General features: G+C 73.1%; 24 protein-coding genes. 4 read left to right on the top strand and 20 right to left on the bottom strand.

The features are described from left to right. Positions 1–2: 2 nt before the first annotated feature. The 10 genes from AB0C78_RS10600 to AB0C78_RS10555 form a co-directional block, all read right to left on the bottom strand. Complete coding sequence (locus AB0C78_RS10600) at positions 3–1,484, bottom strand: AMP-binding protein (protein WP_360744894.1); 1,482 nt, start codon at positions 1,482–1,484, stop codon at positions 3–5. A gap of 10 nt (positions 1,485–1,494) precedes the next feature. Beyond that, a complete protein-coding gene (locus AB0C78_RS10595) occupies positions 1,495–2,532 on the bottom strand; it encodes an acyl-CoA dehydrogenase family protein (RefSeq protein WP_360744891.1) in 1,038 nt (345 codons plus the stop codon). Further along, positions 2,529–3,755, bottom strand: coding sequence for an acyl-CoA dehydrogenase family protein (locus AB0C78_RS10590; RefSeq protein ID WP_360744888.1), 1,227 nt, complete (start codon positions 3,753–3,755; stop codon positions 2,529–2,531). Before AB0C78_RS10590 ends, AB0C78_RS10595 begins: the two co-directional genes overlap by 4 nt. Continuing rightward, positions 3,752–5,140 (bottom strand): 4-hydroxyphenylacetate 3-hydroxylase N-terminal domain-containing protein, encoded by a 1,389-nt coding sequence (locus tag AB0C78_RS10585; protein ID WP_360744885.1) that lies wholly within the window; start codon positions 5,138–5,140, stop codon positions 3,752–3,754. The genes AB0C78_RS10590 and AB0C78_RS10585 overlap by 4 nt, the downstream gene beginning before the upstream one ends. A 14-nt stretch (positions 5,141–5,154) precedes the next feature. Beyond that, a complete protein-coding gene (locus tag AB0C78_RS10580) occupies positions 5,155–6,381 on the bottom strand; it encodes a hypothetical protein (protein WP_360744882.1) in 1,227 nt (408 codons plus the stop codon). Beyond that, positions 6,378–6,914 (bottom strand): VOC family protein, encoded by a 537-nt coding sequence (locus tag AB0C78_RS10575; protein WP_360744879.1) that lies wholly within the window; start codon positions 6,912–6,914, stop codon positions 6,378–6,380. The genes AB0C78_RS10580 and AB0C78_RS10575 overlap by 4 nt, the downstream gene beginning before the upstream one ends. A 250-nt stretch (positions 6,915–7,164) precedes the next feature. Then, complete coding sequence (locus AB0C78_RS10570) at positions 7,165–8,592, bottom strand: SDR family oxidoreductase (protein ID WP_360744876.1); 1,428 nt, start codon at positions 8,590–8,592, stop codon at positions 7,165–7,167. A 113-nt stretch (positions 8,593–8,705) separates the two neighbouring features. Then, positions 8,706–9,794: a hypothetical protein gene (locus AB0C78_RS10565; RefSeq protein ID WP_360744873.1), complete on the bottom strand. Its 1,089-nt coding sequence runs from the start codon at positions 9,792–9,794 to the stop codon at positions 8,706–8,708. Positions 9,795–9,910: 116 nt separating this feature from the next. Then, complete coding sequence (locus AB0C78_RS10560) at positions 9,911–10,714, bottom strand: maleylpyruvate isomerase family mycothiol-dependent enzyme (RefSeq protein WP_360744870.1); 804 nt, start codon at positions 10,712–10,714, stop codon at positions 9,911–9,913. 176 nt (positions 10,715–10,890) lie between these two features. Continuing rightward, positions 10,891–11,742, bottom strand: a complete 852-nt coding sequence (locus AB0C78_RS10555; RefSeq protein WP_360744867.1) for an SGNH/GDSL hydrolase family protein — start codon at positions 11,740–11,742, stop codon at positions 10,891–10,893. Between the two features lie 98 nt (positions 11,743–11,840). Here AB0C78_RS10555 and AB0C78_RS10550 point away from each other — a divergent pair, with 98 nt between their 5' ends. After that, entirely contained in the window at positions 11,841–13,169 is a 1,329-nt protein-coding gene (locus AB0C78_RS10550; RefSeq protein WP_360744864.1) for a helix-turn-helix domain-containing protein, read from the top strand. A gap of 9 nt (positions 13,170–13,178) precedes the next feature. Here AB0C78_RS10550 and AB0C78_RS10545 read toward each other — a convergent pair whose 3' ends face one another. The 3 genes from AB0C78_RS10545 to AB0C78_RS10535 form a co-directional block, all read right to left on the bottom strand. Continuing rightward, positions 13,179–14,948 carry an FAD-dependent oxidoreductase gene (locus AB0C78_RS10545; RefSeq protein WP_360744861.1) on the bottom strand — a complete coding sequence of 590 codons (1,770 nt, stop codon included), beginning with the start codon at positions 14,946–14,948 and terminating at the stop codon, positions 13,179–13,181. Between the two features lie 222 nt (positions 14,949–15,170). Further along, positions 15,171–17,201, bottom strand: coding sequence for an elongation factor G (fusA, locus tag AB0C78_RS10540; RefSeq protein WP_360744858.1), 2,031 nt, complete (start codon positions 17,199–17,201; stop codon positions 15,171–15,173). A 126-nt stretch (positions 17,202–17,327) separates the two neighbouring features. After that, positions 17,328–18,152: a hypothetical protein gene (locus AB0C78_RS10535; RefSeq protein WP_360744855.1), complete on the bottom strand. Its 825-nt coding sequence runs from the start codon at positions 18,150–18,152 to the stop codon at positions 17,328–17,330. 192 nt (positions 18,153–18,344) lie between these two features. Here AB0C78_RS10535 and AB0C78_RS10530 point away from each other — a divergent pair, with 192 nt between their 5' ends. Beyond that, entirely contained in the window at positions 18,345–19,649 is a 1,305-nt protein-coding gene (locus AB0C78_RS10530) for a phosphodiester glycosidase family protein (RefSeq protein ID WP_360744852.1), read from the top strand. Between the two features lie 48 nt (positions 19,650–19,697). On the opposite strand, the gene AB0C78_RS10525 is transcribed toward AB0C78_RS10530, so the two are convergent. From AB0C78_RS10525 to AB0C78_RS10495, 7 genes are all read right to left on the bottom strand, one after another. Beyond that, a complete protein-coding gene (locus AB0C78_RS10525) occupies positions 19,698–20,777 on the bottom strand; it encodes an FUSC family protein (protein ID WP_360744849.1) in 1,080 nt (359 codons plus the stop codon). 78 nt (positions 20,778–20,855) lie between these two features. Continuing rightward, the gene (locus AB0C78_RS10520; protein WP_360744846.1) at positions 20,856–21,653 is read right to left on the bottom strand and encodes a VOC family protein; all 798 of its coding nucleotides are present in this window, start codon (positions 21,651–21,653) and stop codon (positions 20,856–20,858) included. Positions 21,654–21,655: 2 nt separating this feature from the next. Beyond that, positions 21,656–22,453, bottom strand: coding sequence for a VOC family protein (locus tag AB0C78_RS10515; protein WP_360744843.1), 798 nt, complete (start codon positions 22,451–22,453; stop codon positions 21,656–21,658). Positions 22,454–22,569: 116 nt separating this feature from the next. Next, a complete protein-coding gene (locus AB0C78_RS10510) occupies positions 22,570–23,127 on the bottom strand; it encodes a hypothetical protein (RefSeq protein ID WP_360744840.1) in 558 nt (185 codons plus the stop codon). A 55-nt stretch (positions 23,128–23,182) separates the two neighbouring features. Beyond that, entirely contained in the window at positions 23,183–24,436 is a 1,254-nt protein-coding gene (locus AB0C78_RS10505; RefSeq protein WP_360744837.1) for an alpha/beta hydrolase family protein, read from the bottom strand. A gap of 208 nt (positions 24,437–24,644) precedes the next feature. Then, complete coding sequence (locus AB0C78_RS10500) at positions 24,645–24,962, bottom strand: hypothetical protein (RefSeq protein WP_360744834.1); 318 nt, start codon at positions 24,960–24,962, stop codon at positions 24,645–24,647. Continuing rightward, positions 24,959–25,135 (bottom strand): hypothetical protein, encoded by a 177-nt coding sequence (locus AB0C78_RS10495; protein WP_360744832.1) that lies wholly within the window; start codon positions 25,133–25,135, stop codon positions 24,959–24,961. Before AB0C78_RS10495 ends, AB0C78_RS10500 begins: the two co-directional genes overlap by 4 nt. Positions 25,136–25,357: 222 nt before the next feature. Between AB0C78_RS10495 and AB0C78_RS10490 the strand changes: the two genes are divergently transcribed. Next, entirely contained in the window at positions 25,358–26,155 is a 798-nt protein-coding gene (locus tag AB0C78_RS10490; protein ID WP_360744829.1) for a helix-turn-helix transcriptional regulator, read from the top strand. 5 nt (positions 26,156–26,160) lie between these two features. Continuing rightward, positions 26,161–26,415 (top strand): DUF397 domain-containing protein, encoded by a 255-nt coding sequence (locus AB0C78_RS10485; protein ID WP_360744826.1) that lies wholly within the window; start codon positions 26,161–26,163, stop codon positions 26,413–26,415. The last annotated feature ends 24 nt before the right edge of the window (positions 26,416–26,439 follow it).

Here is a 26,439-nt window from a genome sequence, read left to right as displayed (position 1 = left end):
GGTCAGGGGGCGGCGAGGCCGCGCAGGCGGCTCCTGGAGATCTTCCCAGTCGGGGTCCGCGGAAGCGAGGGCACGACGATCACTTCGGACGGGCACTTGTAGTGCGCCATCCGGGACCGGCAGAACCCGATCACCTCGGCCGGGGTGAGGCCCGCGTCGGTGACGACGGCGGCGCAGACCCGCTGCCCCCAGCGCTCGTCCGGCACGCCGAACACGGCGGTCTCCACCACGCCGGGCAATGCCATGATCGTCCGCTCGGTCTCGGCCGGGTGCACGTTCTCCCCGCCGGTGATGATCATGTCGTCGGCGCGGCCCGCGATGTGCAGGTAGCCGTCCGCGTCGAGGTGCCCGAGGTCGCCGCTGCGCAGCCGGCCCGCCGCGTCGAGGACCTCGCCGGTGCGGGCCGCGTCGCGCCAGTAGCCGCGCATCATGAAGTCGGACGCGATCATGACCTCGCCCTGCTCGCCCGGCGCGCACTCCTCGTCCGTGCCGGGACGGACCACCGTGAACCGGACGCCGGGGATGGGCCGTCCGGTGGCGCCGAGCCGGCCGTCCGGGTCGTCGAGGACGTGGTCGGACGGCTCCAGGTGCGCGCAGAGCCCGCCCGCCTCCGTCAGCCCGTACGCCTGCGTGAACCCGACGCCCGCGAGCACCTTCACCGCCGCCTCCAGCAGCGGGCGCGGGATCGGCATGCTGCCGTAGGCGATGTGCCGCAGGTCCGGGAGGGCGGCGCCGGTGCGGGACAACTCGTCCAGCACGGTCTTGATCAGCGTCGGCACCATCAGGGCGTGCGTGACGCGGTGGTAGCGCAGCGCCCGGACGATCGACGCGGGCGCCGCGTCCGCCAGGAACAGCTGGGTCGTGCCGGACGCCAGCGCCATCTGCACCCAGCACGACCCGGCGACGTGGAACACCGGCGGGACGATCAGCGCCGTCGACGACGGCGCCATCGCGAACGGCATCGGCATCGTGTAGCAGGCGTCGTTCGGCCCGCGGTCGAGGAGCACGCCCTTCGGGGCGCCGGTCGACCCGGACGTGAAGAACAGCAGCGCCGCGTCGCCGGGCTCGGGGGCGAGGATCGCGTCCGGGTCGAGGGGCCCGTCCGACCAGGGAAGTCCGCCGTCCGGGACGACGTGGTCCGGCTCGGCGAGGCCGGCGCTCCTCGCGTCGGCGACGAGCAGGGCGGGCTCGACGGAGTCCAGCACGGGCCGCAGCTCGGACGGGTCCAGCCGCCAGTTCAGCCCGGCGAGGACCGCGCGGCGCCGCCACGCGCCGAGCAGCAGGACCGGGTAGGCGACGTCGTTGCGGCCGAGCCAGCCGACGCGGTCGCCGGGCCCGACGCCGCGCCCCGCGAGGAACGCGGCGGCGCGGTCGGCGGCGGCGTCCAGCTCGCCCCAGGTGATCGAGGTGGCGGTGCCGATGACGGCGACCCGGTCCGGTTGCGTCCGCGCGAACTCCCGCACGCGGTCGTCGATGCTGGGCACGGTGCCCTCCCTAGGCTCGGGCGCGGTCGGGGGTGCCGAGAAGCACATGGTCCGCCTTGGCCCGGCGGTAGTACAGGTGCGCGGGGTGCTCGAACGTGAACCCGATCCCGCCGTGGACGCGGATGTTCTCGGCGGTGGCGCGCGCGGCGGCCTCGCTCGCCCAGGTGCGCGCCAGCGCCGCCATCGAGGCGGTCTCGGCGGGCGGGGCGTCCTCGTCCAGGGCGCGGACGGCGGCGGCGACGCAGGACCTGGCCGCCTCGACCTCGACGAGCGTCTCCGCGCACCGGTGCTTGAGCGCCTGGAACGAGCCGATCGGGCGGCCGAACTGGACGCGATCGCGGGCGTAGGAGACGGCCATGTCGAGGGCGCACTGCGCGACGCCGAGCTGCTCGGCGGCCAGCAGGATCGCCGCCGCGTCGAGGGCGCGGGCGAGCGCCGGTCCGGTGCGTCCGGCCAGTGTGGCGGGTGTGGCGTCGCAGCGGACGCGCGCCATCTTGCGGGTCCGGTCCATCGTCTCGACGGGCGTGCGCTCGCCCCCGGTGACGGCGAACAGCCGGTCGCCGGTCCCGGTGACCAGGACGACGTCTGCGAGCGCGCCGTCCGTCACGAACTCGGCGGTACCGGTGACGGTCCAGCCGCCGCCGCTCTCCGCCGCGTCGAACGGGCCGTCGAGCGCGAGCGTCGCGATCGTCGTGCCGTCGGCGATGCCCGGCAGCAGGTCCTTCCTCGCCTGCTCGGTGCCGCAGCGCAGGACGGCCTGCGCCGCGAGCACCGCGCTGGACATGAACGGGCCGCAGGTCACGGCGCGTCCCAGCTCCTCCATCGCGACGGCCAGCTCCGCGTGCCCGAAGCCGGCGCCGCCGTACTCCTCGGGGATCGCGAGGGCCTGGAGGCCGAGCTGCCCGGCCATCAGCGACCACAGGTGCGGGTCGTGCCCGGTCTCGGTCTCCATCCACTTGCGCGCGTGCTCCTCCGGCGCGTGCGCGGCGAGGAAGTCGCGCACGACCCGCTGGAGCTCGTTCTGCTCGGGCGTCCGGACGAGGCTCATGACGCGCGTCCTTCCTTGGGCAGCCGCAGGCCGCGCTCGGCGACGATGTTGCGCTGCACATCGTCGGTGCCGCCCGCGATGCTGAACGCCGGGATGCCGAGGACGAACTCCGACCAGCAGAACCGCCCCCACGAGCCGTCGTCGGCGACCAGGCCGCGGCCGAGCAGCCCGGTCAGCAGCCGCTCGGTGTCGGCGAGCGCCCGCACCAGCAGCAGCTTCGCCACCGACCCCTCGACCCCGTTCAGGGCGCCGCCCGCTCCCCGCCGCTCCTGCTCGCCGTAGCGTTCGGCGGTGAGGCGCATCGCGTCGACGCTCATCAGCGCGCGCTCCGCGTCCCGGCGGACCAGCGGGTCGTCCGCCTCCGGCAGCACCGCGACGAGCTGCCGCAGCCGCGGGACGAACCCGGCGGGCAGCGGGCCGCCGCCCTCCCCGCCGAGCGACGACCGCTCGCCGAGCAGCGTGGTCAGCGCGACGCGCCAGCCCTCGCCCGGCGCGCCGACCCGGTCCCGGTCGGGGACGCGGGCGCCGTCGAGGAACACCTCGTTGAACGACGCGCCGCCCGTCATCTGCCGGATCGGCTCCACCCGCACGCCAGGCCCGCGCATGCCGACCAGGAACATCGTCAGCCCGGCGTGCTTGGGCGCCTCGGGGTCGGTGCGGGCCAGGGCGAGCCCGATGTCGGCGAGGTGCCCGCCGGACGTCCACACCTTGTGGCCGCTGAGGACCCATGCGTCGCCGTCGCGGCGCGCCGCCGTCCGGACCGCCGCGAGGTCCGACCCGGCCTCCGGCTCGGAGAACAGCTGGCACGCCATCAGCTCGCCGCGGTGCAGCCCCGGCAGGATCCGCCGCTTCAGCCCGTCGTCGCCGTGGGCGAGGACGGCCGGGGCGACGATGTCGAGGCCGACGGTCAGCGGCCGCAGGTCGGGCGCCTCGAGCCCGGCGAGCAGCGCCCGGAACGCCGCCTCGTGCTCGGCCGTCAGCCCGGCCCCGCCCAGCTCGGCGGGGCCGTCGATCCAGCCGAACCCGGCGTCGAACAGATCGCGCTGCCAGCGGCGCGCCGCGTCGAGGGTGCGCCGCTCCGCCTCCGGGTCGATCTCCTCGAACAGCGAGATCCGGTCGTCGCCCTCGCCCCACGCCGCCTGCTCGCGCGGCGCCCGGCGGGCGAGGCGTCCCTCCAGGAAGCGGGCGGCGCGCTCCCGGAACGCGGCGAGGTCCTCGCTCACCCCGCCTCCCCGTCGGGCAGGCCGGCGGCGGCGAGGCCGAGGCGTTTCGCGCGGTCCATGTCGTAGTGCTTGGCGACGACGAGGCGCTGCGCGTACAGCCCGCCGCCCGACTGGATCATGGTGACGAGCTGCCAGCCGCCGTAGGCGTCGGCGGTGATGTCGCGGATCGCGTGGAACAGCCGCATCCGGTACTCGGCGGGGACCCCGTCCATCGTCCGCATGTACTTCTCCACGAACGGGCCGACCTCGCTGCTGCGCAGGTCGTTCATCGACGGCGCGGTGAGCACGGCGCCGCCCGCGATGTCGTGCAGGTGCCGGACCATCAGGTTGAACTCGGCGGCGCCGTAGTGCTTGGCGGCGTTGGTGAACAGCTCGTCCGGATACACCCAGCCCTCGGGCGTCCGCTTCGCGTTGGCGATCGCGGCCTCCAACCCGGCGCGGGTGAGGGTCGCGTAGATGATCATCTCGGCGATCTTGTCCTTGATGTGCGGGACCTTCTCCAGCCCGTTCGCCTCCGCGATGAGCTGCGCGAGCCCGACCAGCAGGTCGCCGCCTTCGGCGAGATGGGCGCTGCCGCCGAGCCGCTCCCACAGGCCGAGCGAGTGCGCGAACGTCGCCGAGTACTCGGTCTCCCCGCATAGGAACACCCGCTCGTTCGGGACGAACACGTCGTCCAGGACGACGAAGCCCTCCGGCATGTTGAAGCGGGAACTGTAGGGGAAGTGCTCGTCCTCCGCGCGCGGCGCGTACGTCGTGTTGACGATCTTCACGCCGGGCGCGCCGACCGGGATCGCGCAGGCGACCGCCCAGTCCTCTTCGCCGGGCTTCATCATCTTCGTCGGCATCACGACCAGCTCGTGGCAGATCGCGGCGGCGGAGATGTGCAGCTTCGCGCCGCGCACCACGATGCCGTCCGGGCGGCGCTCGACGACGCGGGTGTAGAGGTCCGGGTCGTCCTGCTTGGACGGCGGCAGCTTCCGGTTCCCCTTGGCGTCCGTGATCGCCTGGACACAGCGCAGGTCGCGGGACTTGCAGAACGCGAAGTAGTCCTCGATGCGCTGCGCGTATCCCGGGTGCGTGCCGCGCATCCGGGCGGCGGCGGTCAGCAGCGCGAGCAGGCCCTGCGCGGTCGTCACCGTGACCATGTCCCAGCCGAGCAGCAGTTCGAGCTGCTCGCGCAGGTCCTCGGGCGAGCCGGGGACGTCGTAGTACGGGCCCGCTTCGCCGTCGCCGGGACGGTGCGCGGCGTCGTAGCCGGACGCGACCCACCGCGTGGCCGCCCCGAACAGCGGCTCGGCCGCGACGTCGTCCACGCGGCGCCCGTCCAGGTAGATCCGCCGGCCGTCGTCGAGGGAGTCGAGGTACTGCTTGCCGGTCATCATCATGCTTCGGGGCTCCTTCAGTGCGTGCGCAGCCAGCCGGCGACGACCGCCGCGGCCTGCTCGCGTCCCTTGGCGGCCGGGAATCCGTAGTGGTCGCCGTCCACGTCGTGCCTGGTCACCGGGCCCGCGAGAGACGAGGCGATCAGGTCGGTCTCGGACGGGAAGATGCCGTTGTCCGCGCGGTAGCCGACGACGAGCGCGGGCAGCGCGACTTGCGGTCCGGTGCGCGCGATGTCGGCGCGCGACGACAGGCCCGACCAGGTCGACAGCCACGCCTCGGGCGACACGACGCGCCCGAACCCGACCGCGCCGTAGTTGATGAGGTCGGGGCGGCCGCCCCACAGCGACCCGTAGTCGCGGTCGGACGGGTCGAGCGACAGGTCGACGTACCGGGGATCGGCGTCGGTGCGGTACACGACGAGGAACCGCGTCGCGATCGACGCGCGCCGGTCGGCCGCCGCGCCGGTCTCGGCGAACCGCGCCTTCGCCTCGCGTCGGACGCGGACCAGCTCGCGGGCCTGCTCGTCGAGGCGGGCGACACGGTCGCGCTGCGCCTGCCGGTACCGCGCGAGGAACTCCGGCTCGTACCGGGTCTCCTTGGGCGGCGGCGCGAACCCGTTGCGCGGGTCGTAGATGTCGAGATCGGGGTCGCACGACAGCGCGTCGGCGTCGTCGGTGACGGACGGGTCGATGGCGCCCATCAGGAAGTGCCCCTCACCGACGTGCGCGCCGACGTAGACGAGGGCGTCGGCCTGCGGGAGGTCGAAGTCGCCGAGGCGGAGCGGGTCGCCGGCGGCGGTGTCGGTCAGCCGCTCGTCCTCGGGGGCGGCGGCCTGCGCGGAGTAGAACGTCATCAGCGACCCGCCGCCGGAGTTCCCGCACAGGACGACCCGGTCGTAGCGGGCGCGCAGCGCCTTCACGCACTCCGCGACGTCGAGCAGCAGCCGCTCGTGGACGAGCATCGCGTCGTTGTTCAGCCAGCGGCTCGCCCCGCACATCACCGCGTACCCGGCCTCGACCAGGCCCGGGACGAGGTAGTGGTGGAAGAAGTCGCCGCGCGGATGCATGATCAGCACCGCGGTGTCCTCGCCGCCCCGCGCGTACAGCCGCGCCTGCGCCACCCCCCGGTCGGGCGTCGGCAGCAGCAGCGACTCCGTCCCGGTCCCGGCGGGCGGCTCGCGGTGCCAGTTCGCGACGCCGTAGGCGTTGGCGTACCGCCCGATGCGCGGCTTCCCGGCGGTCACCGCGCGGCCCCGGCGCGCTCCTTCGGACGGTGGACGACGCCCTCGATCTCCGGCTCCGGCTCCACCGCGTCGTCGAACAGCTCGCGCTCGGCGGCGCGCCGCTCCTCCTCGGTGAACGGCCGCACGTCCAGGCAGAACTCGACCATGATCTTGTTGGGGTCGTGCACGTAGACCGAGCGGCAGAAGCCGTGGTCGACCTCGATCGCGGTGTGCCCGTGGTCGAGGATCCGGGCGAGCTTCGCGTCCAGGTCGGCCTCGTCCTCGGCGCGGAACGCGATGTGGTTCGCCCAGGTGGGCAGGCCGAGGCCGCGCGAGATCGCCGGGTCGAAGTCGCGGGGGACGCCGTCGACGTGCAGGTCCCAGACGGCGAGGAACTCCCCGCCGCCGGTGTCGTAGAAGGCGTGCTTGGACCAGCCGCCCTCGGCCGCCCGCGCCCGCACGATCTTGACCAGCGCGAACCCCATCGCGCCGGTGTAGAAGTCGTGCGTCGCGCGCAGCCGGGTGGTGGCGATCGCGATGTGGTGCAGCCCCATGACGCCTCCGTTAAAACCGGATTCAGGTTCGTCGCGTTTGAGCTGATTTTAGATTCGGATTCGACTCTGTCAAGGGTGCGGCGGCGCCCGGACGCGGCCCTTCGGGCATGCGAGAAGGGCAGGCGGCCGCCCGGGAGCGGCCTGCCTGCCCTTGCGAAAGCGAATCCGGATTCGGTCCCGAGGCGCGGGATCGGCGGGTGAGCGGGATCAGCGCGTGAGCGCGGTCAGCGGGAGCAGCGCGCGAGCGGGGTCAGCGGGCGGTCCAGCCTCCGTCGACGGGGATCGTCTGGCCGGTGATGTAGGAACCGGCCTGGCTGGCGAGCAGCAGCAGCGCCCCGTCCAGCTCCTGCGGCTCCCCCGGGCGGCGCATCGGCGTGTTCCGCTTCAGCCACCGCATGCTGCCCTCGTTGGTGAACATCTCCCCCGTCATCTCGCTGGGGAAGAACGCCGGCGCCAGCGCGTTCACCCGCACCCCGCGCGACGCCCACTGCACGCCGAGCTCCCGCGTCAGGTTCACGACCGCCGCCTTGGACGCGGTGTAGCTCGCCTGCTTCACCGGCGACGACGCCACCAGCCCGAAGATCGAGGCGATGTTGACGATGCTGCCCGACCCGGCCTCCAGCATCGGCCGCGCCGCCAGCTGCGTCAGCGCGAACACCGAGGTCAGGTTGGTGTCGATCACCCGCCGGAAGTCGGCGATGTCCTCGTCCTCGGCGGGCGCCTCCACGCTCGTCCCGGCGTTGTTGACCAGGACGTCCAGCGACCCGCAGCGCTCCAGCGTCGTCTCGACGAGCGCGCGCAGCGACGCGTCGTCGCCGACGTCGCAGCGCACCGGGACGAGGCGGTCGTCGCCGGCGGCCAGCTCCTCCAGCCGCTCCAGCCGGCGGGCGGCGAGCACCACGGTCGCGCCCGCGTCGGCGAGCACCCGCGCGAACCGCGCGCCGAGCCCGCTGGACGCGCCGGTCACCACCGCGACCTTCCCGTCCAGCGAGAACAGGTCGGCGGCCTGGTGCGCGGCGCTCCCCGGACGGCCCGCCGTGACCGACAGCGGCACGGCGCCCGCGTCCGGCTCGGGCTCGGCAGCGCCGTACAGCGTCCGGTACCAGACCTCGGCGAGCGCGACGATGGCGCGCTCCTCGTCGAACTCGCCCTCGATCGGGTCGCCCTGCCGGGCCAGCCAGATGTAGCAGAAGTACTCGATCATCCCGGAGAGCGCGGACGCGGTCAGCCACGGGTCCAGGTCACGGGCGGCGCCGTGCCGCTGCGCCTGCCGGATGCCGCGCATCATGCCCTCGATGCCGTACCGGCGCACGCCCGCCCACCGGTCGGCGAACCGCTCGTCCACCATGGACAGCTGGAACACCCCGACCAGCTCGCCCATGTGCTCCTTGTAGAGGTTCCAGTAGGTGCGGACGGCCTCGAGGATGTTGCGGTGCGGCGCGCCGTGCCGGTGCGCCTGCTCGGCGCGGCCGAGCACCTCGCCGGCGAACCGGTCGGCGAGCCCCTCCAGCATGGACTCCTTGCTGTCCCAGTAGTTGTAGAAGGCCGCCGACGAGCGGCCCGCCTCCGCCGCGATGTCGGCGATCTTCGCGTTGAAGAAGCCCTTCTCGGCGATGACCTTGCGGGCCGCGTCCATGAACGCCGCCTCGGTCTCGCTTCCCCTGCGGGTGACCGCCATCTCGCCCCTCCCCGTCGAGCCGGCGGCCAGCGTAGCAGCGACCTGAATCCGGATTCACCCAGGGACGGGGCGTCCCGGTCCCGCCGCCCGGACGGCGGGGCCGGAGCGCCGGATCAGCGGAACCGGTCGATCAGCAGCCGGTCCCCGGCGCCCGGCCCGACGCCCCACACCGACGCGGTGCGGCCGACCTGCGCGAGGTCGTAGACCTGCGGCCAGCCGCCCAGGTCGTTGGCGGGACGCGGCACGCTCGTCCAGGCCGTGCCGTCGAAGTGCCGGTAGTAGGCGGTGCGGCTGTCCTGCGGCCACACGCCGCCCCGCCCGTCGGGCGCGATGTCGCCGAGGAACCCGACGTCCTGCGCGTAGGTGCTGACCTGCTCGTACGGCGACGGCGTCTTCGTCACGGTGAACGCGGTCCCGTCCCAGTGGACGAGGGTCGGCCCGGAGAACAGCGGGTCCTGCGGGAGCGTGTAGAACCAGACGTCGTCCGGCGACAGCGCGGCGACCTGCAGCACCCAGTGCGGCCAGTCGCCGGGGATGTCCATCTGCGTCCAGCTCGTCCCGTCGTAGTGCCAGAGGCCGTCGCCGGACGAGGTCGCGCCGCCGGCCCAGACGTCCTTGGGTGTGCGCGCGGCGAGCGCGTCCAGCAGGGTTCCGCTCGCGAGCGCGAGCCCCTTGTCCGTCCAGGCGCCGCCGGTGCGGCGGAACACGGCGGCGCCGCTGCCGTCGGCGTTGGAACCGATCGACCAGGCCCTGCCCCGGGAGTCGACCGAAACCGCCATCGGCAGCGGGCGCGGGTAGGCGACGGCCTTCCACGCGCGGCCGTTCCAGTGCAGCGCCTTCGCCGTGGCATCGCCGCCGCCCTGCCCGACGGCCCACACGTTGGACGGCCCGCCGGACGCGACGTCCACCAGTTCGGGCGCGGTTCCGGCGGGCGCGGCCTGCTGCGTCCAGGCGCCGTGCCGGTAGCTCAGGATGAGCGGAGCGGACGAGGACGACTGCGTGCCGACGGCCCAGGCGTGCCCGCGGTCGGGCGCCGTGACCCCGTAGAGCGCCGGGGCGGCCGGCCCGGTGACCTCGGTGGCGGTCCAGGCGCCGGGCGGGGCGTCGGCTCGCGCGGTGCCGGTCATGCCGGTCACGCCGGCGCCCGCGAGGGCGGCGGCGAGGGCGAGCGACGCGGTCCGGCGGGCGGGCAGGGTTCTCACGGGGCGGTCTCCTCCCATGCGGGGACTCGATCGTGCCAGCATTCACTGGCATGATCGAGCTGTAAAGCCGTCCGGGCCGCCCGTGGCCGGAACCGGCTACCCGCCGGTAGCGCGCCTCACGGGGTCAGCGCCATGCCGTCCAGCACCCGGCCGGCCAGCTCCGCGTCCCCCTTGACCCGCACCTTCACCGCGTCCGGCCCGCACCGCCCGGCGGTGAGCCGCACGTAGCACTCCCAGTCCATGTCCAGCTCGGCCGTCGCCGCGTCCGGCACCTCGCCCGCGAACGCGCCGCGCCCCTCGCCGTCCACCATCACCGCCACCCGGTGCTCCACCGGCCCGCCGATCCGGAACAGCACCGACTGCCCCGGCTCCGCACCCGCCTTGCGCGCGACGACGAGCGGCAGCCCCTGGGCGAGGATGTCCCAGAAGCAGCCCGCCGCCAGCGCGTCGAGGTTGCCGGGACGGCCGACCGCGCGCCGCACGTCCTGCTCGTGCGTCCAGCAGTCCATCGCGCGGAACCCCACGAACAGCGCGTACGTGCCCTGCTTCCCGTTCGGGAGGGTCGTCGGCTCGTCCGGGTCCTGGCCCGGCAGCTGGGCGAGGCGCCGCTCCAGCACGTCCGCCAGCTCGGCCGCGACCCGCGGCCCGGGGACGGACCGCCGCGCGTGCACGCCGGCCTCCAGGTACCGCCCGAAGTCGTTGCGGACGTGGCCGAACTCGGGGACCTCGACCTCGGGAGCCGGGTCGCCGAGCAGCGCCGCCTCCACCGAGACCAGGTGGGAGAACTGGTCCTTGACCGTCCAGCCCGGGCAGTCGGTCGGGCGGTCCCACTCGGCCGCCCCGAGCGTCGCGGCCAGCGCGAGCGAGGAGCGGACCGTCTGCTCGAACGCGGCGACGTTCCCGCGCATCTCGTCGTTCATCCCGGCGTCCTTCGGCAAGGGGGAAAAGGCGCCCTCAATGTACCGAGACGCCGCGGACGCGCCCGGGCGCCGCCCCTTGGAGGAGAGGCGGCGCCCGGGCAGGGAGGCGGCGCCGTGTCGCCGAACACGGCGCCTGCTGGTCTACGGGCCCTGCTGACCTGCGGTGCGTGCTGGTCTCAGGACGCGTCGATCGTGTTGCGGATGACGGTGGCGTAGGCGGCCTCGCCGGTCGCGTTCGGGTGCAGCGGCGCGGCCGCGTGCACCGGGACGTAGCCCTCCAGCCAGCGCTGGGACGCCGACTGGCAGGAGTCGTGCCCGGCGCTCGGCGTGACGAGGTCGATGTAGGTGTCGCCGTGCGCCTCGGTCTGCCGCTTGATGACCGCGTTCATGGTGTTGACGGCGCCCTGCAGGAAGTTGGCGTCGGTCGGCAGCACGGGCTGCACCGGCCAGCAGCCGTTCGGCTTGATGTAGAGGCCGTAGCCGGTGACGACGATCCGGGCGTTCGGCGACCGCTGCCGGATGCCGTCGAGCACCGCCGACAGCTTCGGCTCGAAGTCGGCGGTCTTCTGCGCGACCTGCGCCTCGTACGTCCCCTTGCAGGGCGTCGCGGTCGGGTCGAGGGTGGCGCAGTTCTGCGCGACGCCGACGAGGCCGACGTCGTTGCCGCCGATCGTCAGCGTGACCAGGGAGGTGTCCGCGGTCAGCGCGTCGAACTGCGGCGGGACGGTCCCGGTGTCGACGCCCGCGACGCTGGTGCTCTGCGACTGCGTCATGTGCTTGGTGGACGCGCCGCTGCACGTCACGTCCGCCAGGTTCAGGCCCATCGCGGAGGCGAGGTCGTGCGCGTAGTTGCGGGTGGACCGGCCGCAGCCGACGTTGCCGGTGATGTCGGGGATGAGCGGGCCGGACGCCATCGAGTCGCCGAGCGCGACGTACCGTCCCGCCGCCGCGTGCGCGGGCCCGGCGACCGCCAGGGCCGCGGCCGCCGCCACGATCGAGCCGACAACGCCGCCGAACAGACGCTTCATCAGTCCTCCCTGGCCGTCATGGACGATGTCGCCGTGATCGTCCAGACTTTTGACACGCCGTTCAATTGGTGCGGGCGCAGAGTTTCCCGGGAGCCGTTGTGCCGGAGGACAACAAGGGGCCGCTGAGCACGGCCGGGCCGCCGTCGGGCGCGCCGGAGCCGCCGTCGGACATGCCGGAGCCGCCGTCGGGCGGGGCCGGGCGCCCCCAGGCCGGGGCCGGGCGGGCGCTGTGCATGGGCGGGCGTCCGCTCGCCGCGCATCTGCGGGCGCGCGCGCCGGAGCTGACCCGCCGCGTCCTGGCGCGGCTGCTCGACGAGCTGCCCGTCTACGCCGAGCTGCCGCAGGAGGAGATCGCCGGGGACATCGCCGGGATCGTCCAGCACAGCCTCCGCCAGTTCGCGGACGTGCTGGACCGCCGCCGCCCCGCCGGTCCCGGCGAGTTCGGGCGGCAGCGCGACTCGGCCGCGCTGCGCGCCGAGGAGGGCGTGCCGCTGGAGGCGATCCTCACCGCCTACCGGATCGGCGCGGCGATGGCCTGGGACGAGCTGGCCGCCGGCGCCCTGCCGTCCGACCTTCCCGACCTGCAGGAGGCGCTCGGCTACTTCGTCGACTTCCAGGCGCGGCTGACCACCGCCGTCAGCGGCTCCTACCTGGAGGTCCGGCAGGTCCTCGACAGCCAGGAGCAGGGCGGGCGGCACGCGCTGATGACCGCGCTGCTCGCCGGGGAGCCGCTGGAGAGCATCGCCGGCCGGACCGGGCTGCGCCCCGCCGCCCAATACGCCGTGCTGGCGCTCGCGTTCACCCGGACGCCCGACGAGCGCGGCACCGGCCAGCGCGCCCGGGTCGCCGCCCGCCGCAAGATCCGCCGCGTCCGGACGGTGCTGGACCGGTTCGCCGGCGAGCCCGCGCTCACCGCGCTCGACGCGTCCGGCGGCACGGCGCTGCTGCCGTTCGCCGCGCCGCCGTCCTGGGACCTGGTGGACGACCTCGTCGCGCAGGCCGGGAAGGCCGCCGACACCCGCGTCACCGCCGCGGCGGAGATCACCGGCCCGGCCGGGATACCCGCCGCCGTCACCCAGACGGCGGAGATCATCGACCTGGTGCGCGGGACGGGCCGCCCGCCCGGCCTGTACCGGCTCGCCGACGTCCTGCTCGACTACCAGCTCAGCCGGCCGAGCGGCGCGCTGCCCCTGCTCGCCGGGCTGCTCGAGCCGCTCGACCGCAAGCCCGAGCTGCTGCACACGCTGCGCCGCTACCTGGCGGACGGCCTGGACCGGCGCGCCACCGCGGCGGCCCTGCACGTCCACCCGAACACGGTCGCCTACCGCGTCCGCCGGATCTGCGAGCTGACCGGCCTCGACCCGGCCCGCCCGGCCGACCTCCAGCTCCTCAACGCGGCGCTGGTCGCCCGCCGATCGCTCGGCTAGGGCCGGCCGCTAGGGCCAGCGGGGGTCGAGGATGTCGAACTCGTGCGGGAGGCCGAGCGCGTAGCGGGCCTTGTCGTTGGCCTTGAACAGCGTCCACAGCGGCGACTCGTAGAGCTGGTGCACCGAGCAGCGCGACGCGTTCGAGCCGGCCGCGTCCAGCAGCGCGTTCACCGCCTGCCGGCCGCCCTGGTTGGCGCCCTCCATCGTCGTCACGTTGATCGGCGTCTTCACCCAGTCGCCCGCGAGGAACAGGTTCGGGATCTTCGTCTTGGCGTCCGGGCGCAGCTTCCACGAGCCGGGCTGCTGGATGAACAGCGGCGTGTCGTTGGTGACGCCGCCGCCGCTGCGCACGATCGCCGGGTCGAGGAACCACGAGTGCAGCATGTCGTCGGTGAGGACGGTGCCGGTGTCGTTGAGGTGGGCCTTGATCTCGGCCCACGTCTCCGCGGCGATCTCGGCGGGCGTGCACTCGCTCGCCTTCTTCTTGTTGAACGTGCCGGGGGTGAACCAGTCGGAGATGATGGACGACAGGCAGTCCTGCACGGTGCCGTCGCCGTAGGTGGAGAAGTCCCGCTTCCAGAACTGCTCCTGGCTGATGGACGTGACCGCCCACGCGGAGTCGCCGTAGTTGACGTGGCCGGGCGCCAGCGGCAGTTTCTTCTTGAGGAAGAATTGCAGGCCGGTCATCCAGTCGGTGCGCAGGCTCTTGATCCCGGCGAGCGACGGATCGGCTTTGAGGATGTCGGCGCTGAGCAGGTTCACGGCCCGCTCGCACGGCATCGAGACGATGTACCAGTCGGCGTTGACCGTGCTGGAGCTCCCGTTCGCGGTGACCCCGGCGCCGGTGATGGCGCCGCCGGAGATCTGCAGCGAGTCGACGTTGTAGCCGACGTGGAAGGTGACGCCGAGGCTCTTCAGGTGCGCGATCCACGGGTCGAGCCACATCTCCGACGTCGACCCGTCGAGGACCCGGTCGACGGTCCCGCCGGGCTCGTTGCCGAGGTCGAGGATGCTCCACACCGTCGCCTCGCCGACCTTGGCGATCGAGTGGGTGCTGGCGTCCTTGGACTTGGTCGCGGCCAGGTTGCGGATCGTCCCGTCGGCGATGAACTTGTTGTACTCGTCGGAGAACCGGTCGGCGCGGATGTAGTCCGACCACGTGATGTTCTCCCACTGCCCGAGCTTCCGCGCGTCGCAGCTCGTGACGTAGACGAGCAGTTTCTGCGCGGCGAACGCCGCCTCGGTGAGCGACAGCTTCGCGACCGTCTGCAGCCCGGACTGGATCGTCGCCAGGAAGCTGGCCTTGTCGTAGATGCTGGAGTTCGGCGGCAGCGGGAACGGGAACGGAATGGTCAGGTCGGGCCGTCCCTGCCGCGCCATCATGTACGCGTCGGCGCGGACGAGGTTGTCCCAGCATCCGTTCTTGTTGCCGGGGAACGGCGTCCGGCGCATGTTGTCGGTGAGGTTGAAGTAGAAGCCGGGGAAGAACCGGAACCCGTGCTCGCCCGGCAGGTCGAGGCGCCCGCCGGTGCCGGTGCCGGGCGGGAAGATGCTGCGCGCCTTCCCGCCGAGGGCCGTGCGTTCGTAGACGTCGACCTGGAAGCCGCGGTCGGCCAGTTCGTGGGCCGCGCTGAGCCCGGCGACGCCGCCGCCGAGGACCGCGACCCGTTTCCCGCCGGCGGCCCGCGCCGGCGCCGGTCCCATCGCCATGACGCCCGCCGTGGCGGCGCCCACCAGTCCGGCGTCGCGCAGGAACCGCCTGCGCGTGGTCTCACCCATGGTGACCTCCTCTGGCGCTCCGGCTCTCCCGGAGCCCGCAGGGCGCCCCGCGCCCCCGACCGGGCGCTGCATAAGTGTTGAGTTACTTGCAACACGCTATTAACGCCCCGCCAATAGCAACTGAAGGCGCGCCAACACCGGCCGCACGGGCGGGCCCCGTGCGGCCGGGTCGGTACTCGGCCGGGTTGGCACTCGGCCGGGTGGGTCAGGCGGCCGGGTGGGTCAGGCGGCCGCCACCACCTTGGCGGCCACGCCGGGCGGCACCTCGGCGTACGAGTCGAACTGCATCGAGTGCACCGCGCGGCCGGAGGTGGCGCCGCGCAGGTGGCCGACGTAGCCGAACATCTCCGCGAGCGGGACGAGGGCGCGGACGACCTCGGCGCCGCCGCGCGGGCGGGTGCCCTCGACGCGGCCGCGGCGCGCGTTGAGGTCGCCGATGACCGCGCCCATGTGCTCAGCGGGCGTGGTGACCTCGACGGCCATCACCGGTTCGAGCAGCGCGGGCGACGCGCGGCGGACCGCCTCCTTGAAGGCCAGCGAACCGGCGATCGCGAAGGCGAGCTCGGACGAGTCGATCGTGTGGTGGTCGCCGTCGAGCAGGGTGACGCGCACGCCCGTCATCGGGAAGCCGGCGAGCGGGCCGGTGCGCATGGCGTCCTGGCATCCGTCGTCGACGGACGGCACGAAATGCCGCGGGACGCGCCCGCCGGTCACCTGGTTGACGAACTCATAATGCCCCTCGATCGGCTCGATGGAGAGCTGGACTTTCGCGAACTGCCCCTTTCCGCCGTTCTGTTTCTTGTAGGTCACCTCGACCTTCGAGGCGGCCTGGCGAATGGTCTCCCGGTAGGCGACGCGGGGGCGGCCGATGCGGGCGTCGACGCCGTGGTCGTCGCGCAGCCGGTCGACGAGGATCTCCAGGTGGAGCTCCCCCATCCCGCCGATGACGGTCTGGCCGGTCTCGGCGTCGGCGTGCACCTGGAAGGACGGGTCCTCCTCGGCGAGCCGCCGGAGGGCGGCGCCGAGCCGCTCCTGGTCGCCGTTCGAGCGGGGCTCGATGGCGACCTCGATGACCGGGGACGGGAAGTCCATGGACTCCAGCACGACCGGGTGCGCGGGGTCGCAGAGCGTCTCGCCGGTCGTGGTCCGCTTGAGGCCCATGACCGCGACGATGTCGCCCGCGCCCGCCGACGCGATCTCCTCGCGGCTGTTCGCGTGGACGCGGTAGATCTTGCCGATCCGCTCCCTTCCGCCGGCGACGCTGTTCAGCACCTGCGTGCCGGCCTCCAGGCGGCCGGAGTAGATCCGGACGAAGGTGAGCCGGCCGAGGTGCCGGTCGGTCATGATCTTGAACGCGAGCGCGGACAGCGGCGCGGCGTCGGACGCGGCGTGCGGGCCGCCCGCGACGTCCAGCGGCGAGGGCAGGTACCGCGCGATCGCGTCCAGCAGCGGCTGGACGCCCTTGTTCTTGTACGCGCTGCCGCACAGCACCGGCGTGGCGGCGGACGCGACGGTGAGCCGGCGGATCGCCTCGTGCAGCCGCTCGGCCGGCGGTTCGGCGCCCGCCACGTACAGCTCCATGATCGTCTCGTCGTGCTCGGCGAGCGTCTCGACGAGCCGGGCCCGCCATCGCCGCGCGTCCTCCGCGAGGCCGGGCGGGACGTGCAGGACGTCCGGTTCGCCGGCGTCCGGCCAGACGAGCGCGCGCTCCTCGACCAGGTCGACGACGCCGGTGAAGCCGGCCTCGGCGCCGATCGGCAGCTGCAGGACGAGCGGGACCGCGCCCAGCCGGTCGGCGATCATGTCGACGCAGCGGTGCAGGTCGGCGCCCGGGCGGTCGAGCTTGTTGACGAAGCAGACGCGCGGGACGCCGTACCGGTCGGCCTGCCGCCACACGGTCTCCGACTGCGGCTCGACGCCGGCGACGCCGTCGAACACGGCGACGGCGCCGTCGAGGACGCGCAGGCAGCGTTCGACCTCGATGGTGAAATCGACGTGGCCCGGGGTGTCGATCAGGTTGATCGTGTGGCCGCGCCAATGGCACGTCGTCGCGGCGGAGGTGATGGTGATTCCGCGCTCGCGTTCCTGGTCCGTCCAATCGAGGGCGGTATTGCCGTCGTGCACTTCGCCGATGCGGTGCGAGACGCCGGTGAAGTAGAGGATCCGCTCGGCGGTGGTGGTCTTGCCGGCGTCGATGTGCGCCATGATCCCGATGTTGCGAACGGTCGTCAGGTCAAGGAAGGTCGCGGTCATCGGGAATCACTCCTTTTCTGGCTCTCGCCGGCAGCGCCGCGGAAATGTTCCGCGGCCACGTGACGATAACCGCGGGCCCGGAATCGGCGCCAAGGGTTTTCCGGCGCTTTCCGGGCCCGGGAGCGATCAGCGGGCGGGATTCAGCAGGCCCGCCGAGACGACGGCGCGGCCGATCGGGCGGGCCAGCTCGGCGAGGCGCTCGCAGCCGGCCTCGCCGAGGGCGGTGTAGGCGGGCAGCGCGAGCTCGTCGGTGCGGTCCTCGATCCGCTGCCGGAACGCCTTCCCCTCGGCGGACAGCTCGTCGCCGTCGAGGAGGCCGCGGGCGCGGAGCGCGTCCTCGGCCGCGGCCCACTCGCCGGCCGGCCACGCGCGGGTGGCCTTGAGGAACGGCGTCGGGATGGTGCCGGTGGCGGCGTGCAGGACGAGGGCTTCGACCGGCGCGACGCCCGCGTCCGTCAGCGCGGCCACGTGCCCGTCGCCGCGGAACTCGCGGAGCAGGGTCTGGGCGTGCCAGAGCCGGTCGATCGGCTCGTCCGGCCAGGGCAGGGCGGCGTGCGCGGCGAACAGGGGGCGGCCGTGCAGGTGGTCGCCGGCGGCCTCGGCGGCGCGGGTGGCGAGGCCGAGGGCCTCCTCGACGCCGTCGACGCGGTCGATGCCGGCGCGGCGCAGGGCGGCGCCGGCCGCGTCGAGGCGGGCGGCGAGCACCTGCTCGGGGGACGCCTTCTCCCAGGCGGCGGGCAGGGCGGCGCGGACGAGGGCGGGGTGGAAGTTGTAGAAGGTCGCGATGACGACCTCGGCGGACGCCCGGCCGAACGCGGCGGACCGGGAGGCGAAGTAGCCGGCCGCGCCGTCCAGGCCGAGCGCGGCGTAGCGCTCGGGTCCCTCCGGCACGAAGTAGATCATGCCGTGCACCGGTTCCAGCCGGCGCCAAGCCTCGCGCGCTGCCCGCATCGTCCGTCCTCCGTACCGACCAGTAGGAATTCGAACGTAATTCTAGTTTCCGCCGGCCGTCAATCCCCCGCTTCCCCCGGCCCACCCCCCGACCAGGAAGATCATTGACGAAAGTTCGCATCGCCGGCACCACCGGTTCACCCTCGCCACGCCATGATCAACAGGCTGTCCCCGCAGAGAAGGGTGTCACCGGTGGTGAAGACGCGGACGGTCGCCGTCGCGGCGGTCATGAGCACGGCGGTCCTGAGTACGGCGGTCCTGGGCACGGCCCTCACGGCGGTACCGGCGGTCGCCGCGCCGGCGCCCCCGGGCACCGACGGCGCCGGATCCGGCGAGCGGCCCGGCGCCCGCGCGGTGCCGCGCGCGGCGGCGGTCGGGGAGCTGCGCTACACCTCGGCGCTGCCGCTGTCGCCCGGGGTCGTCGCGCGGACGTTCGAGACGTCCGGGATCGGCGGGAAGGCGGTCGGCGACCTGCTGGACGTCGACCTGCGCGCCCCGCACGTCCGGGTCGGCCTGCTGTACCCCGGCGTGGTCGCCCAGCGCGCCACGGTGTCGGACATGGCGAACGCCCAGCACGCGATCGCCGGCGTCAACGGCGACTTCTTCAACATCAGCGAGACCCACGCGGGCGTGCCGCCGACCGGCGCGCCGTCCGGCCCGGAGGTGGACGGCGGCCGGGCGCTGAAGGCGGCCGTGCCGGACGGCCAGCGGTTCGGGCCCGCGCTGCCGCCCGGGACGTCCGCGCGCGACGTGATCGGCGTCGGCACCGACCGGCGCGGGCACGTGGCGAGCCTGCGGCTGGCCGGGACGGTCCGCGCCCGGCTCGGCACGCTGAAGCTGCGCGGCCTCAACCAGTACGCGCTGCCCGTCGACGGCGTCGGCGCGTTCACGAGCGAGTGGGGAACGGTGTCGCGGCAGCGCGCGGTCTGCGGGACGGACGACGCCCGCAGCGACCCGTGCAGCACCGACACCGCCGAGGTGGCGGTGCGGCGCGGCGTCGTCACGAACGTGTCGGACACGGTCGGCGCCGGCGCGATCCCCAAGGGCACGACGGTGCTCGTCGGCCGCGACGGCGGCGCCGACGCGCTGCGGAAGCTGCGCACGGGCGACCGGGTGAGGATCGGCTACCGGCTCACCGGGAAGGTGCGGTTCCGGTTCGCGGTCGGCGGGTTCCCGATCCTGCGCGGCGGCCGCCCGCTGGACGGCCTGGACGCGGCCGGGCCCGCGCCGCGCACCGCCGCCGGCGTGAGCCGCGACGGCCGCCACCTGTACCTCGCCGTGGTGGACGGCCGGTCGGAGACCAGCGGCGGCGTCACCGTCGCCGAGCTGGCGTCGCTGCTCGCGCGGGCCGGCGCGTCCGCCGGGGTGAACCTCGACGGCGGCGGGTCGTCCGCGTTCGTGGCGCGCGGGCCCGGCGAGGCGTCGGCGACCGTCCGCAACGTCCCGTCCGACGGCCGCGAGCGCGCGGTCGCGAACGGCATCGGCGTGTTCTCCTGACCCGGCGGGCCGGTCAGTCGGGCGGGTCGGTCAGGTGGGCGGGCCGGGTCAGCGGGGCGGGGTCGGGCACAGGTCGTCCAGCATGAGGCGGCTCAGCCGGAGGACCTCCTTCTGCGGGTCCCACAGGCCCGGCGCGTCCGTGCCCGGCCCGTGGTGGGGGCGCTCCAGCCGCCGCTGCAGGCGCTCGGCGTCCGCGAGCTCCTCCTCACCGGGCGCCTCGGGCAGCCGCCGGACGAGCCCGGCCAGCATCCCGATCATGCGCGCGTGGTCGTTCCGGAACGCCGCGGAGAACCGCAGCTCCGCGGCGTCGGCGTCCATCGCCTCGGCGTGGGTGCCGGCGATCGACCGGACGTACGCCGTCGCGTTCTCGAGCGTGTTCATCAGCCGGGTCGCGGGCCAGCGCTCCGGCTCGTCCCGCCAGCGCAGCGGGTAGCCGCGCAGCTTCGCGCGCGGGTTGGCGCGCATGCTGTCGCGGCCCTGCTCGTAGGCGTGCCGCGCCTGCTCCCGGACGGTCCGCAGCCGCTCGTCCGCCTCGTCCCAGCGCGGCCGCTCGCCGGGGTCGGTGATGGCGGCGGCGAGCGCGTCCATCGCCTCGGCGAGGACGTCCCGCAGCCGTTCCACGGCGTACTCGGCGCGGCGCAGGTAGAGCGGCGGGAACACCAGCGCGTTCACGGCCAGCCCGACCACCAGGCCGACGGCGACGTCCGCCAGCCGCGGCAGCGTGTACCCGACGGCGTCGTGGCCGCCGAGCAGCAGCGCGAACAGCGCGGTGAACGGGACCTGCGACGACTGCCCGCCGAGCCGCCGCCACCCGGACGCCATCATGGCGAGGAACAGCACGACCGCGATGCCGAGGACGTTCGGCCCGATCCAGAGGCCGACCGGTATCGCGAGCGCGGCGCCGAGGACGAACCCGGCGCCGTACGCGAGGCTCTCCCGGACGGACCGGACGACCGACGGGTACACGCCGAGCAGCGCCGCCAGCGGCGCGAAGTACGGTTCGGAGTGCCCGACGGCGTACTTCGCCACCGCCCACGCGACGACGCCCGCGACGACCGCCTTCGCGGTGAGCTTCAGCCGCTCCCGCCAGTACCGCCGCCCCGCCCAGGGCAGCACGTATCCCCGCAACCCGCTGATCCGCACCGCTGTCCGATTCCCGAAGATCGTCCCTCGAACCGCCCGCGTCGGGGGCGTGGCCGGGCGCGGTCACATGCCGGGGCCGGTGGCGATCCTCGGGGTGATGACGGCGAGGCGGGCGCCGGTCGGGTCGGTCATCATCGAGTAGCGGCCCGGCTGGATGTCGGCGGGCGGGATGCGGACCGTCGCGCCGAGCTCGGCGGCCCGGGCGGCGGTCACGTCGCAGTCGTCCACCCAGAAGTACGGGATCCAGTGCGGCGGGTAGTGCGGCGGCCACGCGTCGTCCATGGAGACCATGCCGCCGACCGACCAGTCGTCCAGCTTCCAGTTCGTGTAGACCGAGCCGAAGTAGTCGCGGTCCACCGCCTGCCAGCCGAACACCCCGCCGTAGAAGCGCCGCGCCCGCTCGGCGTCGCGGGACGCGAGCTCCGCCCAGCACATCGTGAGCGGCCGGTTGACGATGCCGAACTCGATCGCGTTGCCCGGCGTCGCGATGCCGAAGTCGGCGCCCTCCGGGTCCATGCACAGCGCCATCGAGCCGATCCCGGCGTAGTCCGTCGGCGGGATCAGCTCCCGCCCGCCGCCCGCCTTCACCGCGTCGACCGTCGTCTGGAGGTCCACCACCTTGAAGTAGCAGGTCCACGACGGCGGCTGCGCGTCGTCGGCGAGCGACTGCATCCCGGCGACCTCCGGGCCCTGCACGTCGTCGAGCGTGAACATGGTGTAGTCGCCGTAGCCGGGGACGCTCAGCGTGTAGGAGTACCAGCCGAACAGCTCGGTGTAGAACGTCCGCGCGGTCTCCGGATGCGGGCTGGCCAGGTCGATCCAGCCCGGCCAGCCGGGTGCGGGTCGCGTCGCCTCGGGCATCGTCAGGCCTCCGGTGGGCCGCCGCCCGGCGTGATCACGGCCAGCCGGGCGCCGGCGGGGTCGGCCAGCACCGCGTACCGGCCCGGCTGGATGTCGGTGGGCGGGAGGAGGACGCGGCCGCCGAGCTCGGCGGTCCGCGCCGCCGTGGCGTCGCAGTCCTGGACCCAGAAGTACGGGATCCAGTGCGGCTCGGCCTCGTACCCGTTCTGGCGCAGGTCGTCGATGTCGATGATGCCGCCGAACGACCAGTCCCCCAGCTTCAGGTTCGTGTACGGCGAGTAGTACCGGCGCTCGGCCGTCTGCCAGCCGAAGACCTTGCCGTAGAAGCGGCGGGCCAGGTCGATGTCGTGGCAGGCCAGCTCGACCCAGCACATCGCGCCGGGCTCGTCGACGACGCCCGCGCCCTTGAGGCTCCCCGCCACCCAGAGCGCGAAGTCGGCTCCCTCCGGGTCGGCGCACAGCGCCATCTCGCCGAGGTCGGCGACGCGGATGGGCGGCACCAGCTCATGCCCGCCCGCGGCCTTGACCGTGTCGAGCGTGGCCTGGATGTCGTCGGTGCGGAAGTACACCGACCAGGACGGCGGCTGCGCGTCGTCGGCGAGCCGCTGCATCCCGGCGACCTCGGGCCCCTGGACGCCGCCCAGGGTGAAGATGTCGTAGTCGTCGTAGTCCGGGATGGTCAGCGTATAGGCGTACCACCCGAACAGGCCGCAGTAGAACTCCCGGGACGCCTTCGCGTCGGGGCTCGCGAGTTCCGCCCAGGACGGTCGTCCGGGCGCGTGTCCGTTCACTTCGGGCATGGGTCCGCCTTCAGAGCGCACATGACCACCACGTTATGGGCGGATATGCCATCGTCACGGACGCGGCGATGCCGGAATACCCCAAAGACCACCCAAAATTGTGCCAACCCGGCGAGCTAGACGCTCACCACGTCCTGCAGCAGACCCCACACGAAGTGCGCCACATAGGACGATCCGTCGGGCGCGGTGAAGCCCACGTGCCAGCGGCTCGGCGCGTCGCCGTCCTGGTGCGCGAGCCCGTCCCAGCGGGCGGCGAGGTCGCCGACCACGCACGTCCACGGGACGAGGTCGTCGACGGTGCGCAGCGCCGGCACCGGCGATCCCGGGTCCCGGACGAGCCACTCCTGCGCCACCGACCCGTCCGGCGCCATCGTGATCTCGAACCGGAGGCCGGGCCACAGCGGGAACGGCGGCCACGACGCCACCTCGCACACGACGTCGCCGACGCGCCGCTCACCGGCGTCCGCCGGCGGGCCGAGGACCGCCTCGTAGCGGCGCCGCCCGCGCGGGAACGTCCGGGACCGCAGGATCCGCTGCCAGCGCGCGTTGACCTCGCGCATCTCGGTGCGCGTGCCGTCCAGCGCGCGCACCGCGTCCTCGACGAGGCCGGGCTGGTAGTCCGCCATCCGGCGCAGCAGCACGAACTGGAACTCGCGCCGCGCCAACCCCTTCACGCGGTCCCCTTCACGCGGCCACGCTACCGCGCGGCCCGGACGGGCTTTCGCCGCGTCAGATCTTCTTGGCGCCGATCGCCGCCATGATGGTGGGCCAACTGAGGTTCACCTCGCGGCGCCAGTACTTCCAGTTGTGCATGCCGGGCCCGTACAGGTGGGAGGTGACGGGGACGCCGGCCTGCTTCGCGGCGTTCACGAAGTTGACGGTCATCTGCCCGGCGAGGTCCTCGCCGACGCGGCCCGCGCTGCCGGGAGGGGTGTCGGGGTCGTCGTAGGGGCCGGGCTTGCCGTTGCCGGACGAGACGTACACGCCGGTGCCCTTGAGCCTGCTCACGTTGACGGTCGCGTCGTGCGCTTCCCAGTTCGACCGGTTCAGGAGCGGGTCGCCCCAGATCGCGGTGGTGTTGTTCATCAGCGTGAGCACCGCGGGCATGCCGGGCGCGCTGATGTTGAGGGGGCCGCTGTAGGCCGCGGCGTACTTGAACATCCCCTGGTGGCGCTCGGCGTAGGTGATGGAGCCCTGCCCGCCGGACGACAGGCCCATCGCGGCGCGCGAGGACCCGGCGTGGAAGTTGCGCTCCATCAGCGGGATGACCTCGGAGATGTGGAAGTTCTCCCATTCCGGGATGCCGCCCTTGCCGCCGTTCCACCAGTTGCTGTACGAGCCGTTCGAGCCGCCCTCGGGCATGACGACCATCGCGTTGTAGTACTTCGCGACGTTCTCGATGTGGCCGTCGTGGCTCCACGACGTGTACTTGTTGTTGCCGCCGTGGTAGGCGTACACGACCGGGTAGGTCGTGGTGCCGCTCGCCTTCCAGCCCTTGGGGACGAACACCCGCGTCTGCACGACCGCGCCGAGCGCCGGGGAGGCGATGCTGACGTCGAACTCCTGCGCGTGCACCTTCTTGATCGCGGTGATGGTGGCGCCGTCGGGGGCCTTGGCGTACTTGCCGCTGCCGATGCCGGGGGGCAGGTGCGGCTTCTTGCCGTGCGAGCCGCTGTTCTTGTCGGGGTCGTTCGAGGCGGGCGTGCCGCCGGTGCCGAACGGGTTGTCGCCCTTGGTGAGCGGGACGTTCGGGACCTTGATCGGCTTGGACGGCGAGGTGCTCGGCGAGGGCGATCCGGTGACCTGCGACGGCTGGGTGGGCGGTCCGAAGGAGGGGATCGGCTGCGCGTTGCCGGCGGCCTGTGGCTTGCCCTTCGGCACCCCGACCCCGGCCTGGGCGAGCCCGACCATGACGGCGGGCAGGATCACGGCCGCCGCCGCCGTCCCGGCGATGGCGATCTTCCTGTCGGTACGCTTCTTCATGGACTCCCCAGCCGATCAGACCCGAGCCGGACCGCGCGCCAGCCCCGGCCTTGCGCTCACTCGCCCGAAGAAACTACTGTCCCGGCAGTCACATTCGCAAGTATTGACAAAAAATACAATAAAAGTCCCCCCTTCCGGCCATCCCGAAAACCGGACACCGAAGACCACGGCGCCCGCGACGCGCTCGCGCAGCGGCGAGCATGCTCCATCAGCCAGGGGCGCCCAGGTATCCCTTGATCATCACCACGGCGTCGGTGACGCGCTCGGACTCGGCGATCGGCCGTAGCCACGACGTGAAGTACCAGTAGCGCCCGCCATCCCCGCCGTGGGGACGGCAGCTGATCGTGTCACCGGCCACCTCCTGACCTGCGCAGCATCCGGCCCTGGACATGTTCCGGACGATCAGACCGCCGGCCACGGCCTCGACCGCGAACCCGTGCACCTTGAGGTGCATGGCAAGGGCCTGCAGCCGGCTGCACGGCTCGTCGGTATCCGCACCGTGCTCGTGGTGGTCGGTGACGCTCACGGCCGCCTCCGGACGGACTCGGCCAGCGCGACCCTCTCGGCCAGACGCGTCTGCGCGTCGCAGAGCAACCAGAGTTCGCCCTCGTCGCACGCCCGCACCTCCTCCAAGCAGCCGTTGAGCAATTGGTAGTCGCTCAGGCCGCCGAGGCGGCGCGCAACGAAACCGTCCCCCATGGCCTCCCCGTACCACCCGGGCGCGAAGTGCCCGTTTTTCGGAGAATCGGCCACTATCGTCCTGCAACTCATCCAAGGAACCTCGTGTCGGAGTTGACGAACCGCCGTGACCACATTCACACCGTGAGTTATGGTCGGCCAGTAACCGCAGGACACCCCCGGTCAAGCGGAACGCGAGATCAACTCAACCAAGCCACCTGGTTAACCCCTCCGGAGGCCGTGATGGCCGAGAACCAAGCCCGCATCTTCTTCGGCGAAGAGCTGCGCCGCATGCGCGAGAAGACCGGCCTCACCGGCAAGGAACTCGCCGACGCGCTCGGCTGCACCCCGCAGTGGATCAGCACCATGGAGAGCGGCCGCAAGGTCTCCGAGCAGAGCGCCCTCGACCTCGACACCTACTTCACGACGGACGGCCACTTCTACCGCCTGTGGAAGCACGCCGATAATTTCGAAGTGCAGACCACGCTGCCACCCGGGTTCGCCGAGTACACGGAGTGTGAGAAAGAGGCGAGTTCCGTCCGTAACGTTTCAGGCTTCCTTGTCAACGGGCTGTTCCAGACCGAGGGGTACGCGACAGCGCTGATGAGCACGCTCTTCGGCGATCGGGCGATGGACCTGGTCGCCAAGCGCATGGCGCGAAAGGCGCTATTCCAACGCGACAACCCGCCGCTGGTGTGGCTCACGTTCGACGAGGTGATCCTGCATCGCGTGATCGGTAGCCCCGAGATCATGCGAGAGCAGTTCGAGTCCTTGCTCCACCTCTCAGAGCAACCAGGGACAGTAGTACAAGTGGTGCCCTTCCGAGCGGGCTACCATTCGGGACTAGGTGGCGACTTCACGATCCTCGGCTTCGCGGATGGAAGCAATGCCGCCTATACGGAATCCGCGGGCATTGGAACACTTATTCATCAGCCCGACAAGTTGGCGGACTTCGTCGTACGCTGGGACTCACTCAGAGGCCGCGCGCTCCCCATCGACGAGTCGCGCGCCATGATAAGGACGGCGATGGAGAGACTATGAGCAGCGTGGAGCCTGTCCGTTGGCGTAAGAGCAGCTACAGCGACCACCAGGGCGGCGCCTGCGTCGAGGTGGCGGGGCTGTGGCGGAAGAGCAGCCACAGTGGTCATAGCGGCGGGGAGTGTGTCGAGGTGGCGGATCTTGCGGTCGCCGTCGGGGTGCGGGACAGCAAGGATCCGGACGGGCCGAAGCTGATGTTCGGTGCGGCGGCCTGGCGGGCGTTCACGCGCGAGGCCAAGCGCGGCGGCCACGACCTGGGCTGACCGGGGACCCGGGCGGCGCGAGGC

Origin of the sequence: Actinomadura sp. NPDC048394, from assembly GCF_040651755.1 — a bacterium.
In the GTDB taxonomy this organism is placed as follows: domain Bacteria; phylum Actinomycetota; class Actinomycetes; order Streptosporangiales; family Streptosporangiaceae; genus Spirillospora; species Spirillospora montaniterrae.
This window is presented reverse-complemented; position numbering and strand designations above follow the sequence as displayed.